At 38.4% G+C, this 19,786-nt stretch carries 10 protein-coding genes and 1 pseudogene; 4 read left to right on the plus strand and 7 right to left on the minus strand.

Going from position 1 to position 19,786, the window contains the following annotated elements; translation table 11 throughout:
- Positions 1–16: 16 nt before the first annotated feature.
- From uvrB to H8692_RS00985, 4 genes and pseudogenes are all read right to left on the minus strand, one after another.
- On the minus strand, positions 17–1,990 hold the full coding sequence (gene uvrB / locus H8692_RS00965) for an excinuclease ABC subunit UvrB (protein ID WP_187525112.1): 1,974 nt from the start codon (positions 1,988–1,990) through the stop codon (positions 17–19).
- Positions 1,991–2,319: 329 nt separating this feature from the next.
- Positions 2,320–5,667, minus strand: a pseudogene (locus H8692_RS00970) (nSTAND3 domain-containing NTPase).
- Positions 5,668–5,828: 161 nt separating this feature from the next.
- Entirely contained in the window at positions 5,829–7,484 is a 1,656-nt protein-coding gene (locus H8692_RS00980; RefSeq protein WP_187524790.1) for a hypothetical protein, read from the minus strand.
- A gap of 179 nt (positions 7,485–7,663) precedes the next feature.
- Entirely contained in the window at positions 7,664–9,145 is a 1,482-nt protein-coding gene (locus tag H8692_RS00985; RefSeq protein ID WP_177268252.1) for a Na+/H+ antiporter NhaC family protein, read from the minus strand.
- A gap of 600 nt (positions 9,146–9,745) precedes the next feature.
- On the opposite strand from H8692_RS00985, the gene H8692_RS00990 reads away from it, so the two are divergent.
- Positions 9,746–11,293 (plus strand): sodium:solute symporter family transporter, encoded by a 1,548-nt coding sequence (locus H8692_RS00990; protein WP_187524791.1) that lies wholly within the window; start codon positions 9,746–9,748, stop codon positions 11,291–11,293.
- Between the two features lie 72 nt (positions 11,294–11,365).
- On the opposite strand, the gene H8692_RS00995 is transcribed toward H8692_RS00990, so the two are convergent.
- Both H8692_RS00995 and H8692_RS01000 read right to left on the minus strand, forming a co-directional pair.
- A complete protein-coding gene (locus H8692_RS00995; RefSeq protein WP_187524792.1) occupies positions 11,366–13,945 on the minus strand; it encodes a VaFE repeat-containing surface-anchored protein in 2,580 nt (859 codons plus the stop codon).
- 260 nt (positions 13,946–14,205) lie between these two features.
- Positions 14,206–14,694 (minus strand): pyridoxamine 5'-phosphate oxidase family protein, encoded by a 489-nt coding sequence (locus H8692_RS01000; protein ID WP_177268258.1) that lies wholly within the window; start codon positions 14,692–14,694, stop codon positions 14,206–14,208.
- Between the two features lie 106 nt (positions 14,695–14,800).
- On the opposite strand from H8692_RS01000, the gene H8692_RS01005 reads away from it, so the two are divergent.
- From H8692_RS01005 to H8692_RS01015, 3 genes are all read left to right on the plus strand, one after another.
- Positions 14,801–15,463 carry a Crp/Fnr family transcriptional regulator gene (locus H8692_RS01005; RefSeq protein ID WP_177268260.1) on the plus strand — a complete coding sequence of 221 codons (663 nt, stop codon included), beginning with the start codon at positions 14,801–14,803 and terminating at the stop codon, positions 15,461–15,463.
- Positions 15,464–15,552: 89 nt separating this feature from the next.
- Positions 15,553–16,995, plus strand: coding sequence for a basic amino acid/polyamine antiporter (locus H8692_RS01010; RefSeq protein WP_187524793.1), 1,443 nt, complete (start codon positions 15,553–15,555; stop codon positions 16,993–16,995).
- A 138-nt stretch (positions 16,996–17,133) separates the two neighbouring features.
- Positions 17,134–18,597: a citrate/2-methylcitrate synthase gene (locus H8692_RS01015; protein ID WP_177268263.1), complete on the plus strand. Its 1,464-nt coding sequence runs from the start codon at positions 17,134–17,136 to the stop codon at positions 18,595–18,597.
- A 107-nt stretch (positions 18,598–18,704) separates the two neighbouring features.
- Here the strand turns inward: H8692_RS01015 and H8692_RS01020 are convergent, their stop codons facing one another.
- Complete coding sequence (locus H8692_RS01020; protein WP_187524794.1) at positions 18,705–19,781, minus strand: BMP family lipoprotein; 1,077 nt, start codon at positions 19,779–19,781, stop codon at positions 18,705–18,707.
- Between the last annotated feature and the right edge of the window lie 5 nt (positions 19,782–19,786).

Here is a 19,786-nt window from a genome sequence, read left to right on the forward strand (position 1 = left end):
CCTCTTTTTATCCATATTACAGTTTAGCCTTATACTCAAATACCATATCTCTCAGCTGCGCTGCACGCTCAAACTGCAAATCTGCCGCCGCCTGTTTCATCTCATCTTCAAGCCTGCTTATATAGATTTTGAGTTCTTTCTTTGTAAGTTCGAGAGGACTCTTGCCTTCATACTTACCTTCTTCCTCCGCTACTTTGGTTGCCTCTATCACACTTCTAACGGCTTTTTTAACACTTTTCGGGGTTATTCCGTGTTCCCTGTTATATCTATCCTGTATCTCTCGCCGTCTTTCCGTCTCATCTATAGCTGATTTCATTGCCGCGCTTATGCCATCACAATACATTATTACTCTGCTGTCAACATTTCTCGCCGCTCTTCCTATAGTCTGTATTAACGAAGTTTCGGTTCTCAAAAAACCCTCTTTATCAGCATCGAGAATAGCCACAAGAGAGACTTCCGGTATATCAAGACCTTCTCTCAGAAGATTAATTCCCACTAAAACATCAAACACCCCAAGCCTCAAGTCTCTCAGAATCTCCATTCTCTCAAGAGTATCTATCTCGGAATGAAGATACCTGACCTTTATTCCAACATTTTTCAAATAATCCGTAAGACTCTCGGCCATTTTCTTTGTAAGCGTAGTAACAAGAATTCTTTCACCGCGTTCTGTCGTCTTATTGATCTCTGCGATCAAATGATCCATCTGCCCTTCCGTACTGTGAAGCTCTATAACAGGATCGAGAAGGCCTGTCGGCCTTATGATCTGCTCTGCGGAAATCCCTCCGCTCTGCTCCCTTTCATAAGGCGCAGGTGTCGCACTAACATAAACTATCTGGTTTACAAGCTGATTGAATTCCTCAAATTTAAGAGGTCTGTTATCAAGAGCCGACGGCAGTCTAAATCCGTAGTCTACCAGAGACTGTTTCCTGGAACGATCTCCTGCATACATAGCTCGAAGCTGAGGAAGCATTACGTGAGATTCATCTATTATTATAAGAAAATCATCAGGGATATAATCTATCAGCGTATATGGCCTAGATCCAGGCTTCAGTCCTGTGATATGCCTCGAATAATTCTCTATTCCCTTACATGTACCAACTTCTCTGAGCATCTCAACATCGTATCTAGTTCTCTGTTCAATACGCTGGGCTTCTATCAGTTTCCCTCTGTCTCTGAACCATTTGATACGCTCATCCAGTTCTTCATTTATAGTTACTGCCGCTTTATCGATATTCTCTTTACTGGTAACATAATGAGAAGCAGGATAAATAGCCACATGATTTCTGATGCCTACCATTTCACCTGTAACAGGATTGATCTCCTTAATGCTCTCTACTTCATCACCGAAAAGTTCCACTCTTACTGCATTTTCAGCGCCTGCAGGATATATGTCTATGGTATCGCCTCTTACTCTGAAATTTCCTCTTTCCATAGCAATATCATTTCGTATATACTGTATGTCCACAAGTTTGCGCATAAGTTCCTGTCTGTCCTTTTCCATCCCGGGCCTCAGAGATATCACCTGATTCTCGTAGTCTATAGGACTTCCCAGTCCATATATACAGGATACACTTGCTACTATTATGACATCTCTCCTCTCGGAAAGAGCTGCAGTAGCCGAATGCCTCAGTTTCTCTATTTCTGCATTTATATCAGAGTCCTTCTCAATATACGTATCAGTGGAAGCAACATACGCCTCCGGCTGATAATAATCATAATATGACACAAAATATTCTACAGCATTGTTTGGGAAAAATTCTTTGAATTCCCCATGAAGCTGAGCCGCCAGTGTTTTATTATGTGAAATAACCAATGTTGGTTTCTGTACTCGTTCTATAAGTTTTGCCATCGTAAAGGTCTTTCCGGAACCTGTAACACCCATCAGCGTTTGAGCCCGTTTACCCTCCATTATGCCATTGGCAAGAGTATCCACTGCCTTAGGCTGATCTCCCATCAGATCAAAATCCGATATCACTTTAAATTGACTCATGGAAAAAAATCCTTTCTGCATATCTGACAGATCTTTAGTTTTCATTATAACGAGCCCCTTTGCGGGCATGTTTCACTGAAAACTTCATCTCGGCAACGCCGTTTAAAATCTTTAGTTTTCATTATAACGTGCCCTTCTGCGGGCATGTTTCACTGAAAACTTCATCTCGGCAACGCCGTTTAAAATCTTTAGTTTTCATTATAACACCTCAATTATTTATTGTAAACACATGTTCGATTTTTGGCAAAAAAACACAGATTATAAACTACTTTTGAATATTTTACATAAAAAAGGAGCCCTTCGGCTCCTTTTCAACTATATTTTACATGTCATTGACTGTTTGCTTTTACAAAATCTTCAACTTTATTTAAATAATATCTGAGGGCGTTAAAAATTCCTGATCTTTCTAAATAATCTTTATCTCTTTCTTTGTACAATTCAATGGTTCTGTATCCTCCATAATCTATGCATATATCTTTTCGTTTAAATAATAATTTTAATGAGTCTTCTGAAAAAACATCCGCAGCTTCCATAATATCAGCTATTCCCAGATTATCAGCTAATACCATCGTATCAGTCATGATAGCTGAACCTCCCTGCAGTTCACCATCAGAATCTATATCAAGCGACCATCTGATATCATTTAGAAAATTTACTGTTCCGGATACATCACTGCTATATTTTTCAAGGAAACCTTTCAGTTTAGGAATAACATAACAATCCCTAAATCCATTCGCATCTATCTCATTCATGATAATCTGTATCTTTCTTATCCACTCCGAATTTGACGGATTGATAAAATCAGGGAAATAAACTGCCTTTTCACCATCTCTGCTTTTAACAAAAAAAGGATTCCAATCTGTTTCAAATACCGTATCCCAATCCAACTCACTATCACATATAAGCGCCTGGCACAGCCAGAAAAGAGCTATAAAATCCTGTTTAATAAAAATCCATTTCCCACTCCTACCCAACATATATGTAAACAACAAATTTTCCAAATCAGGATCATTTGCCACATAAGTCTTATACGGCTCAGATTTTCTGAATTGCGTTTCTGAAACCATAGGGACCTCTTTGTAAAGCAAGCCCCTCGTATAATCTATACAGAAATCCACAAAATTCCTAATAAGAGGCTTGCTTTCATTTGACATGATATAACACACAGAAAATACAAACAATCTTATATCAGAAACCGCAAACTCAAAAAGAGATTTTTCCTCCAGTATCCTTAAAATATCTATGCTGCTTTCATCAGTCATGAATTCATACAAATACCATGGGGCTTCGCTTTGGACAGCTTCAATGAGATACGCTTCTCGTTCCTTTGAAAATTTTTTTTGCTTTATAATTTCTTCAACCTGTTCACTACTGCATTCACTATATTTTCCAAAAAGTATTTCATATCCTTCTTTCTTTGCTTGATCATAGTCAGTTTCTCTGTAAATATTCTTCCCCTCTAAATGGGTAAATGAATGTTTATTGTATTCAGGCCTTTCAGAATACCTACCCGCAATTTCCTTGACAGAACTTTTAAACCTCTTTGTATAGTAAAGTCCCCAGTCTTTTAAAATAAAAGGAATATCATCCACAAGTAAATCTTCTTCTTCAAACAATTCATTTTCCTCATAGTAATTAAGAGTCTGCAAAATAATATCTTTGACATTCGCTTTCATGAATGAATAATATTCATATTTTCTCTCACTATATACGTCCGGAAAAACCTCTTCAAACTGTCCGAATCCTTCATAGTCTTTATAAGTTGCACAGTGCGCCCAATACTGATCCATAAGAGTTTTTCCGTCAAAATACATACCGCTTTTCAAACAAACTTTAATTAAGCCCACGAAATTCATCATCTCTGCTGTCCCATCAAAATTTTTATTTTCCTCTATATTGCAAAAAAAATCATCAGCAAAAGATCTAATAAACTCCCATATTATCCCTCCCGGTCCGTCATCTGATACACGCATAAGGTGAAAAGCCCTTCCTGACCAGTCACTTTCAAAAGGATTTATTACTTCTCCCATCTGAGGATCTCCATATTCCTCAAGACGCATAGGCATTTTGTAAAATTCTCTGACACATCGTTTCCTTACCATGTCATTTATTTTCTCATCATGACATGAAAAATGCTCCAGAATCATCAGAAGCTGATCATAAAAAATGCTGGATCTTATCAGACGCGGTATATAAAACTCTTGGTTTTTAAAAACATATTCTGACAGAAAATCAACAATAGAAGGATTTTCAAACTCTACCATTATCTTATCACTCTCTTCTTCAAAATAAGTAATAAGGACAGTCTCCTCCAACTCTGAAATACAATTTTCAAATGTTTTTGGTTCGCAAATTCCTCCATAATGACGAATATAGCTGCTATAGGTTGCTCTTATATCAGCTATACTTACAGGCGTATAAGATATAACAACTATAGAGGCTATTATCTTGGCTTCTTCTGAAAACTCCCTGAAAATACCTTCCCAAAATTTCTCCGGATATTTCATCCAGCCCAACAGCTCTTCCGCATATTGACTTGCAGAATAAATACGAGGATCTGACTCCTTTAAAAATCTATCTATTACTCTTGGACTGTAGCTGCGATTCTTTACAAGCTGATTGCATCTGCGGTATATCTCTCTAATATACTCTATATCCAGATCAGAAGCTTGCAGATGAGAAAACAAGATCTTTGCCTTCTCTGCATCTGTATATTCACGTAATATACATTCCATCTTAAGATCCTTTATTATATCCTCAAGCTCGGGATTGAGAAAAAACTCCTGCTGTACAATATATTCCCGTGATGTAATGATCAGACGCTTACTATCTTCTGTCTTTATCTAGCAAATAAGATCCTCAAGGTGAGAATTTTCTCTTCTTCCTCTTTCTCTGTGGAAGACAGCACCCCAGTAATCATCCATGATAAACACCTGTTTATCACATGAATCTTCCCACTGGTCCTCAATTTCGTCGAGGCTGTTTACCCAATATAATCCTTCATAATATTCCACAGACAAAAAATCCATCGCCAATACGCGAGCGATGGTGCTTTTCCCCATTCCCGGCTGCCCTGATATTACTACAGTATGGTTATTTTCAAGAATCTGTCTCGCTTCATCATATATTCCCGTCTGAACAAAAGTCTTGCAAGCCTCTATGGCTTTTTTCTGCTCTCTGAAACTTCTTGCCCGACTTCCTTTATTTATTATTTTTCCAATAAAATCCTCAAGTATCTGCCCATCAGGTATCCACAGACTCGTAAAATTCCGTTCTATCCATCGATATTCAGTTTTCGCCAGAATACTGTTTAAACCGTTTCCGTCAATAAGATCATCGCTTCCAGACATATATTGCGAAAACAGATCGTAAATCTTTTCGGTTTCATGTTTGCTCAATTTCAACGAAACCACGAGAATATATCTGTCTGGGTTAAGCCTTCTGACTTTCTCAAGTTCAGCTATTTTAAGCTGACGATAAAGATCGCTGAAATTTTTATATCTTTTTGCTTGAAGTATGATTTTCTTTTTATCATCAAACCACAGACCATCGGCACCTTTATCTCTTCCATCTCTGAACGTCTGAAACTGTATATTCTCTCTATACTGTACAATTTCAACAGCTAAAACCTGGAATGATTTCCAATCCAATTTTTCGTTAAAATCATAGCTTCTCATTTTCTCGAACCTTCCTACATCTTTGCTTCAACATCTTAATAAGGTATTATACCACTTCATTACTGTCTATGTTAATAAAAAACAGGCCTGTCAAACCTCATAAGTAATAATCCTCTATAGGTTGACTGCCTGTTTCATTTTACATATTCATGAAAATATTTTTATCTGCTTTTCCTTCTAAGACTCGCTATTCCTACTCCTGATACTCCCATAATTCCTATAACCAACCCTATCATTATAGGATCGCCTGTTTCCGCGCTTTCATCCTTCACTTCTTTTTTGCCGCAAATTTCGCATACGCCATTTTCATACCTATGTCCTTTTGCTTTAAGAATCACACTGTCGTGATCCTCTATTCGTTCTCTACCATCCGGTGAAGCAAACCATTCACCACATACTGAACAAATATAATATTCTTTGTTTCCATTTTCTGTACAGGTAGGTTCCTTTGCAGGAACTTTAACTAATATATGTTCTATAGTCTGATCCATACCATTTTCAATCTCTTGCCCGTTAACAATTATCGTATTACCCGTTTCATTTTTCACCTTTACGCCTTCAGGTACTGATAAATCTCCTTCAGCCGCAATTATAATAATTTCATCTCCTTCTTTCAGATTTTCTATTATTTTAGATGCCGTTGCTCCCACATAATACTTATTTCCTTGTTTTATTTCGATTTTATTTTCTTTTACGAATTCTCCCGGATCACTGGAGAAAGCTCCCCCTGTTATTTCAGGATTTCCTGTCTTCTCAGCTCCCGTAACTGCTGCCTGTCCTTTAGGGGCAATAAAAGTTCCGCCTTTTATCTCTGTCGTTGCGTCAGCATTTATTCCCCCGTCTCCATTAGTATTATCATTTCCTATCATTACAGCAGTCTTTGACGCAGATTCAAAAGTTCCTCCTGTAACTATAGCTTTTGAATCACAATTTTCTCCTGCAACATAAAGAGCATAATGAGCAGTTTTAGTTCCATGAACACTGCATCCCACTGTTTTGTAAGATCCACTCTTTATTTCCATCGATCCACCGGAATTGGCCACAGCTCCCTGTACTCCAGTTACAGATATCGCACCTTGTGAAGATTCTTCAAATACAAGATGTGATTTTTCATCTCCTCCTACACCATTCCTTATTGTGTATCCCCATCGTGAATCACATGAGCTGCAGGAAACATTCTTAAATGTCCCTCCGGTTATTAACATTTCCCCATCGTTTTCTATTGCTGGAAAAGCATCATTTAAATATGTTCCTCCGCTTATAGTGGTATTTGCTCCCAGCGCAGCACGTATAACAGTAGGGAATCCTTCATAGACACCACCTTTAAAATATGCCGTACCACCCTCACGATTCCAGATCCCCACGGACTCTGTGTCTTTTACTGCTTTATACGTTCCGTTTTCAATGGTAAGAGTTCCATAATTATCAACCGGCCCCCACCCGTTAGCGCCGGCTAAGCTTGTATCTATAGTCCCATTTCCTGTTATTAAAAAGGTTCCTTTGTTTATAAAAACACGCCCTTTAAATGACTTGGAATCAACAGTGATGGTCTTCCCTGCCATATCCAAAGTGATTGCTTTTCCTTCAGGAATTGTAACAATACCATCAGTTGTCAGATCCTCAATATTTTTCAGCAAAGTAACTGTTTCACCACTTAACGCATTATCAAAAGCATCTTTTAGTGTCGTATATTCTTTACTCCCCACTTTTGCAACATTATTTTCAGAGGCTGAAGCCAGCAATGGCATAGTAAACAAAAACGCCACTAACAAAAGAACAGTAATACAACACTTAGATAATATCGGTTTGCATTTCATAGTTATTCTCCCTTTCTTTTATTTTAAACAATATAGTTTTCTTATAGAGTATACCCCCCCCCTTATATATATTGCAATATTTTTCTCTCACTTTTTATACAAAAAACCGTGTCCGACAAAAATGTCGGACACGGTTTTTATTATGGCATTATGTAATGAAATTTTTCAATATGACTTTGCTACATTATGAATCCACAAATAAGGAATCCGACAGCAGCAAACGCTCCGGCCAGCAGGCCGAAAGGCATCTGTGTAAAAGCGTGCCTGAAATTATCACAACCGCAGGCTGCCGATGTGATAATCGTAGCATCTGAATAGAAACAGCAATGGCTTCCGAGAACACCTGCCGAAAGAACAGCCGCAACAGTAAGTTCCATACTTGTGCCCATCTGCTGAGCAAGAGGAATAACTATAGGAAGTGCTATTATGTACATCCCCCAGTTAGTACCCGTAATGAATTCTGTTACGCCTAACGCCAGGAATATAGCAACAGGCAAAATAGCAGGATTCACATGCGCTGATACAGACTCAATTACAAAATTAGTGAATCCGATTTCTTCATTTACTGCTGCAAACAGCCATGCAAGAACCATCAGCATAAGAGGCATGATCATATTCTGCAGACCTTTTACACAGTAATCTGCGAATTCTTCCGCATCCATGATTCCCTGAGCCAGATAAAATACAAACATTATCGCCAGCGTACAGATAACCCCCATCTGCATATCTATATCGAAATAAATAGTACATCCTACCAGTGAAACGATAGGAAGAAGCAGGTTGATAACTCTTGCATTATCAGGAATAACCAAATCGTCTCCTGCATGAATATCTATTTTCTCCGATCCCGGAGGCGCTAAAGGACCTCCTTCTTCAACTCTCTTATAAGCCTTCTTCATCGGTCCGAATACAGGAATTATTCCGAATACGATTACAGGGACCAGTATTGCTGCCGCCCATCCATAAAAATTATACGGTATGGTTTTTATAAAGTAAAGAAGTCCTTCCCCTTCAGGAGCCCATCCGTTCACTTCAAGAAGTCTTCCGGCAAACAGCGCCCATGTGGAAATAGGGATCAACACACATAACGGAGCTGCCGTAGAGCTTACAGTGTATGCAAGCATTTCTCTTGGAATCTTATGCCTGTCTGTAAGACTTGTCATGCAAGAACCTACCGTCAGAGAGTTGAGATAATCATCAATGAATACAACAACACCCAGTATCCAAGTCCACATGAGAGCTGATTTAGGCCCTTTAGCTTTTTTAGCGGCCCACTCACCAAAAGCAAAAGCCCCTCCTGACTTTTCAATCAGAGCGATAATGCTTCCCATAAGGCCGCATACTATGATGAGCCATACCATGTCAGCATCCATCATTACCTCTGTAAGCGTCGTACTGAACTCTCCTACCACATTCACGGTATGCAGCAACATTATGAGAGACATTACACAGGATAAAATCAGAGATTCCAGTATTCTCTTGGTAGCAAAAATATAAACTATCAAGAAAAATGCCGGGAGTAATGACCACGCCCCCAGATCCTCTACATTTTCAGGCATGAGAAACGTCAGTAAATATGTTGCTATGATAACTGCAACTACAATAAGCATAGAACGCAATGGTTTGAAATTCTTAGCTTCGTTCTTCATACTTTCAGTCATATATTCCTCCTTTTCAAAATTATTAATAGATGATAACGATAACCAATATTAACCCTTTTTTTAACAAGTTTCAAGCAGAATATTATGTTTTTTATGTATTTTTAAAATATTTAGATTTTTTCAAAAAATCCCATACTGCAATACTATGCTATAGGCTGCCGGAACATTCATAAAAAATAAATACTGCATACACAATAATTCCTCTTAATACAATTCAAATTCTCTTGACATGTATTAAAATTCATGACATAATAATCGACAAATGCGAAGACTGGAAATCAGTAAGTCTTTAAGAGCCCAACAGAGAGTTGCCGTTTGGTGAGAGGCGCTGGGTGAAACAGACCGAATACATTCTGCGAGCAGTCCTCTGAACAGGAAAGATCTGTTAGAAAAATTTCCGGCAGATTCTGCACTAATTAGGACGGAACGGGTTCACCCGTAACAGTGAGCGAGTTTAGTAAGAACTCAGTGAGGCTGCAGTTGTGAAACTGCAGTGAACAGAGGTGGTAACGCGGTATGATCTGCCCTCTGAACATAGTTCGGAGGGCAGTTTTTTTATGGACTGTTCCTTCAAAAAAAGAAAGAAAGGACGAAACAACTATGTTAACAAAACTCTTACTGCTTTTTATTTTTTTCGCTGTGATGATAGCAATCGGTATTTACTGCAGAAAACACGCCACAGATGTAAACGGCTTCGTCTTAGGAGGACGCTCAGTAGGACCTTGGCTCACAGCTTTTGCTTACGGTACATCATATTTTTCGGCAGTTATTTTCATAGGCTATGCGGGACAATTCGGATGGAAATTCGGTATCGCCTCCACATGGATAGGAATAGGCAACGCCCTGATAGGTTCCCTTTTGGCATGGGTAATACTCGGAAGACGAACCAGAATCATGACACATCATTTGGATTCTTCTACAATGCCCGAATTTTTTGGCACGCGATTCAACAGCAAACCTCTGAAAATTGGCGCATCCATAATAATATTCATATTTCTTATTCCGTATACAGCTTCTTTGTACAATGGATTATCAAGATTATTCGGTATGGCCTTCAATATAGACTACACTATATGTATCATCATAATGGCCGTACTTACAGGTATATACGTTATTGCAGGCGGCTACATGGCAACAGCTATCAATGATTTCATACAGGGAATAATCATGCTTTTCGGTATTATAGCTGTAATAGCTGCCGTTCTTATGAGCAAGGGAGGATTTACGGAAGCCATAAACGGACTTGCTCATATACAGGATCCTTCCGTTTCCTCCACACCCGGGGTATTCAATTCCTTTTTCGGACCTGATCCCATAGGACTTCTAAGCGTAGTGATTTTGACTTCCTTAGGTACATGGGGATTGCCTCAGATGGTTCAAAAATTTTACGCAATAGAAAGCGAAAAATCAATACATAAAGGAACTATAATATCTACATTATTTGCCATTATTGTCTCCGGAGGCTGCTACTTTCTCGGAGGATTCGGAAGACTCTTTTCAGATCAAATAAATATCGAAACTGATGGTTTTGATGCTATAATACCTACGATGCTCTCCAATCTGCCTGATATACTTATCGGTCTGGTGGTACTGCTGGTGCTGTCAGCTTCAATGTCGACACTCTCTTCGCTGGTAATAGCATCAAGTTCTACTCTTACACTGGATTTTCTGAAAGATAATTTTATCAAGAATATGTCCGATAAAACCCAGGTATTGATAATACGTCTTCTGATTGTGCTGTTTATAGCAATTTCAGTCATCATAGCCGTGATACAATATAAGAGCAATATAACATTCATAGCACAGCTTATGGGTGTTTCGTGGGGAGCACTGGCAGGCTCCTTCCTTGCACCGCTTCTTTACGGATTATACTGGAAAAAGACCACAAGACTGGCATGTTGGTGCAGTTATATATTCGGAACCGGAATAATGATTCTCAACATGTTGTTCAGAGAAACTTTCCCTCAGATCATACAGTCTCCTATCAATGCAGGGGCTTTTGCTATGCTGGCAGGTATAATTATAGTTCCTGTAGTAAGTCTTATATCTCCAAAACTTGATGCGAAACTGGTATCAAACTGCTTCTCCTGTTATGAAAAAGAAGTTAAAGTCCCTGCAAAACTCTCACTCGGAGAAGACGAAGAATAATATAATAAAGTAAAATCCCGATGCTCTTAGTAATGTAAAATCAGCATCGGGATTTTCATATGATTTGCAGATTTATTTCTTTATCTCCCTCTTACGACTCAATATAGTCAAAACGGATATAATACAAACCGCGGTCATTATTATCAGCGAGATAAAAGCAGCAGAAGAAACTATATCTCCGGTCTCTGTCACATTACCAGACTCTGTTTCTATGGATACTGTCTGATTTTCATCATTTATGTCCTTATGATCCGCTATGACACTTCCTGCCCATATGAGCTCCTCAAATACAACTATATCCTTTCCTTTATAAGAAGATGTGTTAAAACTAAACTCAATTTCAACTTCTCCCTCACTTTTTTCAGCTTCAAATTTCTTTTTGGCAGTCACTTCTCTGCTTCCAATCAGTACGGGTTTTCCTGTAGCCTTGTCCATCAGAACACCTTTTATCTCATATGTATGGCCTTTTAGAAGCCCACTGTAATGTACACTGTCAATTATTGTTATATTTTTACCATCAGCTGAGTACTCATCTTCATCCCCGGCTATTTTTGCCTTTGTTCTTATTTCCGGGTTCAAGAATTCCATGGTTTGATCCAAATCATCTATATCTTCATGTTTAGCAACAATCACATCTCCTTTCATCATCGTTTCAAATACGACTATCTGTTTTCCCTTGAGAGAAGAGGCGTCAAATTTAAACTGCATATCAATTTTACCATCTGTATTTTTTGCTATGAAAGTTTTTTCACAGGTAACTTCCCTGCCACTCTTTTCAAGAAACGGATTTCCTGTCTTTTTATCCATTAAAATCCCTTTTAAAGTATATTCTTCACCTTTTTCCAACCCTTTATAAGAAACTCTGTCAGTAAGTGTCACAGAATCTCTGGCAAAAGTAATCCTTTCCTCATTGGCTTCACTATCCCATACATTAGTCTTGATGGATATATTTCTGTTTGTCAAAGTTCCCATCTCTATGGTATGACTGTCCCTACTGACTTCTATCTCTATACCTTCAAGTAGCTTATATCCCTCGTTATTCCTGCATGGAAGCTCATCTATCCTGTAACGGCCGTATGGAAGAGCACCTCTATCAGATTTCAGCGCATCTTGCTCACCAAACCAAATGCCGGCTGAAAAATCAATCTTTGAATCATCAAAACTCTTTCCGTCCCATGCTTTATCATTGATATTCATCTTTTCCGAATGCGGATTGAAAGAATCCTCGGTAGAGGCATATCCGTTCTCATCTGTAACAATTATATGTTGTTCACCACTTTCAACATTTTTTCCGTCATCTTGCAATGCTGTAATGCTGAAAGGAATTCCTGACATTCTTTTATTTGAGCCTTCAGCAATTTTATTAAATTTAAGATCTCCTCGTTTTATATTATTAGGAACTTCCGGAGCCTGATACACGTCAACTTCTGCTGATTCTCCCTCAGCAGTAATAAAAGACACATTCACTTCTTCATTCAGAAGATACCCTTTAGGTGCTTTTATTTCCCTGACTACTATAACTCCGAGAGGAAGCGCCGGAGCTTTTTTATCAGAAGGATTACGATATAATTCCGACTGCTCATAGCCTTTCGCCAGATATGAGCTTTCCCATTTAACCTTACCTTCCTCATCCGTTCTGAAATACCATGTTCTCAGAGCCTTAAATTTACTGAAATCCTTATCAGAAGGTATATCTGATTTCTTCATTCCGTAAAAATCGACCTTGAATACAGCACCTTCCAGAGAAGCCCCTTTTTGTGGGGAATAGGATTTACCCCCGTCAATTGCATCTTTTTTTCCCGTTTCGCTGTCATATTTATATAGAGCAATTTCTGCCGGATTCCTCACAGGCGGCTCTTTTGATATGATATTTATCTTACCTGATGACCCATCTTTAACATATATGGCTTCATCTCTTACATACCCGTCAGATGATTTTATTTCTTTTACAATTATATCTTTTGCGGCTTCAGGACTGACCGTTATATTTGACGAAGCTCTTCCCTTTTCATCAGTAATCATTGTTTCAAGCAGAGTATTTCCACTATATATGCCATATTCCGCACCCTTAAGAGAGTAGCATGCATTTCCTTCTGTGAATGTTTTATCAGCACTTTCCTTAGTTACAGTCACAGAAACTTTTACGGCAGGATTAACTGCTACTAATCTTTGATGTGATGACTTAGAAGATGTATACAATATATAGGATGTCCCTGACTGTGTAGTATCTTTTGAGTCAAGAAATTTTTTGAAAGCAGCATAATTAGGATTGCCGTTCCCTGTCCCATTATTGAAATAATGATCTAATACAAGGGAAGTTGCTACTATAGCCGACTCCGTATCCGAAAATCCGGACCATTGACCGGGTCCTCCATATCCATAATACAGCGTCTTTGCTATATCAGCATTATTTCCTTCAGACATGATAACTTTAGTTCCTGTAGGAGGTGTGACCTTTATATGATCACAGCAAAACACCGGCTTTCCATCTATAGAGAATCTCCCCACTGTCGTCATTCCATCGGACGCTGAGCCTCTGTTAGTCACTGTATATTCAGCCGCTTCCGATGCTATTGATGCTGCTGTCCCTGCCAAAACAAGTAAAATCAATATTATGGCTATAAGCCTCCCCCTTTTTTTCAATCTCTGCATTATAACTCCCCCTTTTTGAATTTAATGCTATTTTTTACATTTTTTTCTATAAAAGGATTATACTACATATTAATTTATATAAAAAGTCTTTTTATTCGACAAAATTCGACATCAATGTCCATTTCACAAACCCAGTTACAAAGGAGCTTTACTTTCAAAATTTATTCTGATCTTTCAATACTCATAATTATATTTTCTGCACATAAAAAGCAGATCCCTATATCACTTAGGACACAGGGATCCGCTTAATTTTACTACTGTTATTTCACATCAAAAGACTCGGCCATATTTTCCTTGCCTTTGATATCCTCAACATCTATACACAAAAGTGCTGTTTTTCCAATAGCAGCATCTACAAACTTCATTCCGCCTTCTATGAAATCAGGAGAAAGCTTATAAATAAACTGTTCCAGTATTCTTCTTCTCTCACTTTCATCTTCCACAAATGAAATCTTTCCAAAAGCAACCACACTCTGATATGCAGCAGTGAACTTATCCTGCTGTACTCTTGAATTCAATATTGCCGAAAAACAAACTTTGTTATTCTTTTTTATTGCATCAATCTTATATCCATATTTAGCGGAATGGATATAAATCTTATCATTATCGTAAACATAATTCACAGGCACAGCATAGGGATATCCGTCATCTCCGTTTACAGCCAACGTCCCGTGATTCCCTTTAGCAAATACTTCTTTAACTGCAGTTTCACTTAACTGTCTTTCCTTTTTATACATTTCTCTGTTCATAAAGACTCCCTCCTTTGGTTTTTCGATTATATCATTATTTCATATCAACTAATGTTGCCATTGCAACATAATTCTTACCATTGTATAATTTTTCTGAGGTGAGTATATGAATTATAATATAAAAGCAATTAAAAAACTTGATCTATTTGCAGGAATCAAAGAAACAGATCTGGAAGGTATCATATCATGTATCGGCTGTCAGATAAAAAATTTTTCAAAGGGCCAGTTTATTCTCCTCGAATCAGATGAGGTAAAATGGATACATATAGTACTTTCGGGAACCGTACACACTCTTAAGCAGGATATATGGGGAAATGAAACTATTTTATCAGTCTCGAAAGAAAATCAGCTTTTCGGAGAAACATTTGCAGGTTCAAATAATCCTGTTTCTTCCGTATCATTTTATGCCGCGCGAAACACTGAAGTTCTTTCCGTACCTTTTCACCGCATAATGCACACTTGTACTCTGTCCTGTGTGTTCCACCACCGGGTAATAGAAAATATGGTATCTCTGATAGCTGATAAGAACAAACAACTGATGGAGAAACTCGCTATTATATCCCAAAAAACACTGAGAAAAAAAATACTCACATATCTTTCCCTGCAGATACAGCAAAATAACGGAAAAAATAAGTTTACTATCCCTCTGGGAAGACTGGAACTTGCCAACTATCTCAATGTGGACAGAAGTGCTCTTACAAGAGAACTCAATAACATGAAAAAAGAGGGTATCATAGATTATTCCAAAAACACATTTAAAATTATTTAATAAATTTTTTTAATGATTTGGGAAATACTCCTTATTATACGGTGTATATCAGCATCTAACTGATATACTTATCAATTAAGGAGTTTTTTATGGAAAGCAATAAAACTAAAACAAATCAACTTGGTTTCGGCGGCCTTACCGCTATGATCATCGGTTCGACTATCGGCGCCGGAATATTCACTATTGCCGGAGATATGGCATCTAACGGAGCTCACACAGGCAGTGTTCTTATAGGCTGGGGCATATGCGGAATAGGTATGTATGCACTGATGATGTCTTTTTTCGGACTTAACAAAGTAAAGCCGGAACTGACTAACGGTATATACAGTTATGCCAAAGAAGGGTTCGGTGAATTTGTAGGCTTTAATTCCGCATGGGGATACTGGATGAGCGCACTTATATGCAATGTTTCTTATATAACGCTTCTGTTCGGATCTCTGGGATATTTCTTTCCTATATTTGAAGACGGCAATAATTCCATTTCAGTTATCTGTGGATCTATTTTCGTATGGCTGCTTGTAGCCCTTGTACTCAAAGGTGTGAGACAGGCTACTCTAATAACAATCATAGCCACTATATGCAAACTCATTCCTCTCTTCGTATTTATTGTAGCTATACCTCTCACAGCTAAATTTGACTTTGAGATATTCACAGATAATTTCTGGGGAAACGGAACGCTTTCTTTAGGTTCTCAGATAATGGCTACCACATCTTCCACTGTATGGGCATTCATAGGTGTTGAAGGGGCTGTAGTACTTTCAGCAAGAGCAAGAAAATCAAGCGATGTGGGCAAAGCATCTTTAACAGGTTTTCTGGGACTGTTGGCTCTCTATGTGATAGTAGCTGTTCTCAGCATGGGAGTACTGACTACAGAAGAGCTCGCTTCACTTGACAATCCACAGATGGCTCAGATACTGGAAATAGCAGTAGGACCATGGGGAGCTACCCTTGTAAATATCGGCGTTATAATATCTATTGCCGGAGCCCTGCTTGGCTGGACAATAATAGCTGCCGAATGCCCATATGAGGCCGCCAAACAGGGAGTTTTCACCAATTCCTTTGCAAAAAGCAATAAGAACGATTCACCGTCAGTAGCTCTCCTCATTACAAATATACTTGTTCAGGCATTTCTTCTTATAGTCCTTTTCAACGAATCTTCTTATCTTGCCTTCTATACTATAGGTTCCTCAATGATAATGCTCCCGTATCTGCTAAGCGCTCTGTATTATGCAAAACTCACGAGCAGAAGAAAAAATCTTGGAGACATCTCATCAGGAGAACTTGCAAGAGAACGCATCTTTGCCATTATTGGAAGTATATACGGAGTATGGATGATAATATCAGCCGGAATAGTCCAATTTCTGGTTACAAGTATATTATACGCTCCTGGTATACTCGTATATATAAAAGGACGCAAAGAAAAAAATCTCAGCAGCTTCAGGCCATATGAAAGAAATATAGCAATTCTTCTCATATGCCTTGCTGTATTATCAATAATACTACTGTTCATGGGAATAATAAATCCTTTTTAAAATCATGGTGGTTCATTTTTTCGTACTAATTTGCGGTTAGCATAGATTAATTACCATACACAAATTAATATGTTTTACTTTACTCTACTGATGTGTTATACTATTTCTTGTGATTAAGTTAACAGGAGGAGGTCTTGAATGTTTAACAAGAAAAAAAGCAAAAAGCATGACATAAAAAAGACCGTAAAAAGTGCGGTAAGGGAAGAAATAAAAAATACAGTAAAATCCACAATTGTACAGGATTTTCTTGACAGCAGTGCCGAAAGCATTGAAAAGAACGATCAGATCGAGACAGATCTCTATATAAAAAACAATGTAAAACGAGGTTTAAGAAATGCAAACGGCACCGGAGTCGTTGTAGGACTGACTAAAATAGGTGATGTGCGCGGTTACGATATGGACTCTGCCGGCAACAAGGTTCCTATTGAAGGGAAACTTTTTTACAGGGGATATAGTATAGAAGATATCGTGCAAAATTGTATCGATGAAAATCGATTTGGTTTCGAGGAAGTTACTTTCTTGCTTATATTCGGAACTCTTCCGAGTAAATCAGAACTGGAAGCATTCAAAAAAATGCTCGGAGCAAAGAGAGAACTCCCTAACGGTTTCGCCAGAGATATGATCCTAACGACTCCTTCAAACAATATTATGAATAAACTGGCAAGAAGCGTATTGGCTCTGTACTGTTACGATGACAATCCTGATGACACGTCTATATCCAATGTGCTTCGCCAATCTATAAATTTAATAGGTTATTTCCCTGCTCTCATAGCCTACGCCTATCAGGCAAAATCTTCATTTTATGATAACATGAGTCTCCACTTGCACAATCCGATCCCTGAACTTTCCACATCGGAAAACATACTTAGGATGATAAGACCTATGGGAGAATATATGGATATCGAGGCAAAATTACTGGATCTGTCCATGATTCTCCATGCTGAACACGGCGGAGGAAACAACTCATCTTTCACAACTCACCTAATATCCTCCACAGGAACCGATACATATTCTGCTATATCTGCAGCAATAGGATCACTGAAAGGCCCACGACACGGAGGAGCAAATATTGCCGTAATAAATATGATAGCTGATATAAAAGCTCATGTTCCTGATTTTAACAACAGAGGTAAACTTGATGATTATCTTGTAAAACTCCTTAAAAAAGAGGCCTATGATAAAAGTGGTCTTATATATGGTATGGGGCACGCCATATATACTTTGTCAGATCCAAGAGCTAAGCTTCTCAAATCCATGTCAAAGAAGCTGGCCGAAAACAAAAATCTCGTAGATGATTTTCTGCTGTGCGATTATATAGAAAGACGCACTCCGCAGCTGTATGCAGAAGTTACCGGAACAGAAAAACCTATGCCTGCCAATGTTGATCTTTATTCAGGCTTTGTATATGACGCACTGGATATTCCTATAACCATAGCGACTCCACTATTTGCTACAGCAAGACTTTCAGGCTGGTGCGCACATAGAATAGAGGAAATTGTAGCCGGAAGAAAACTCATGCGTCCTGCATATAAATCAGTTCAGGAACCGAGAGAATACATAAGTATGAAGCACAGACATTCCTCTCATGCCACTAAAAAATAAACTCATACAAAAAGACTCTGTTTTTACAGAGTCTTTTTTATTCAGGCAATATATAACAAAAAATAACAGTGAGCAGAATATACTGCTCACCAACCTCTATATTAAGATCAAATTTCAGAAACAGACACATTTGACAATCCCAGTGATGAGATATCTCCGCTGTTATATTTTTTCACGACAATACTTCCATCTTTGATTTTATCAAAAATGCTGTCATACTGGCTTTTGGAAAAGCTGCTGAAACGGCTATTTTCCATATCCAGCCATATACCATTGTTTTCAGCATTATAATACTCTGCTGAACCTCCCGGGAATTCATCGCTTTTATACTGCTTCAGCAATTCTTCCAAAACTCCCGATATATCTTTGACTGCAGAAGTCATAACAGTATCCGACATCTGAGATTTATCAGTCTCTGCAGCTATTATCTTTTTGTCATTGAGCTCCGCCGCTTCTATCACGGGCTGTTCTACCTGCCTACCACACGCAAAAACAGCCTCTGTTCCACTTTGATACCACTCTGATGTCATATCCAGGATCGAATTCCTATCATCATCATCAGTGCAATAATGATACTTTACATTTACCGAAACACCATCCTCCTGTGATGCCGCTTCTGCTCCCTGTAAAAATCCATATCCGTAATCCATTATAGTAGGATTCTTTGTTGATCCCATAAAACCAAGCTGTGTCTTCCCGTCTTTTACAGCGCTGTAGCCGGCCAAATATCCGGCTTGTTCCGAAGCAAAGATAACAACTGCAGTATTATCACCGGTCTTTGCTTTTCCTGATTCCTGATCTACAGGCTCCGCATCTATAAGAATAAATTTTACATCCTTGTACTCTTTCTGGGCATTGTATACTACGTCTTCAAAGGAATATCCATCAGCCACTATAACTTTTGCGCCTTTATCAACAGCATTATCAATAACTTCTTTATATGCAGTTTCAGAAGCCTCTGATGCTTTATAATACTTATGGGAAACACCCTTTTCAGAACCAAATTTACTGATAGCCGTCCAAGCTACCTCGCTGTATCCTCCGTCCATGATCATCCCGGCATCTGTCACCATAGCTATATCATAATCAATCTGCTCCTCCGGCTGCTCTTCTTCCGGAGCTCCGCAGCCTGCCATAACAGCCACCATGGCAAAAGATAAAAGCAATACCAAAACTTTTTTCATAATCT

The sequence above is a fragment of the Lentihominibacter hominis genome, assembly GCF_014385065.1.
GTDB classification, from domain to species: domain Bacteria; phylum Bacillota; class Clostridia; order Peptostreptococcales; family Anaerovoracaceae; genus Lentihominibacter; species Lentihominibacter hominis.

Bases quoted from the DNA above. Each gene is read 5' to 3' on its own strand.
- H8692_RS01015 (WP_177268263.1), top strand. From the start codon at position 17,134: ATGTTTAACAAGAAAAAAAGCAAAAAGCATGACATAAAAAAGACCGTA.
- H8692_RS01005 (WP_177268260.1), top strand. From the start codon at position 14,801: ATGAATTATAATATAAAAGCAATTAAAAAACTTGATCTATTTGCAGGA.
- uvrB (WP_187525112.1), bottom strand. From the start codon at position 1,990: ATGAGTCAATTTAAAGTGATATCGGATTTTGATCTGATGGGAGATCAG.
- H8692_RS01000 (WP_177268258.1), bottom strand. From the start codon at position 14,694: ATGAACAGAGAAATGTATAAAAAGGAAAGACAGTTAAGTGAAACTGCA.
- H8692_RS01010 (WP_187524793.1), top strand. From the start codon at position 15,553: ATGGAAAGCAATAAAACTAAAACAAATCAACTTGGTTTCGGCGGCCTT.
- H8692_RS00990 (WP_187524791.1), top strand. From the start codon at position 9,746: ATGTTAACAAAACTCTTACTGCTTTTTATTTTTTTCGCTGTGATGATA.
- H8692_RS00995 (WP_187524792.1), bottom strand. From the start codon at position 13,945: ATGCAGAGATTGAAAAAAAGGGGGAGGCTTATAGCCATAATATTGATT.
- H8692_RS00985 (WP_177268252.1), bottom strand. From the start codon at position 9,145: ATGACTGAAAGTATGAAGAACGAAGCTAAGAATTTCAAACCATTGCGT.
- H8692_RS00980 (WP_187524790.1), bottom strand. From the start codon at position 7,484: ATGAAATGCAAACCGATATTATCTAAGTGTTGTATTACTGTTCTTTTG.
- H8692_RS01020 (WP_187524794.1), bottom strand. From the start codon at position 19,781: ATGAAAAAAGTTTTGGTATTGCTTTTATCTTTTGCCATGGTGGCTGTT.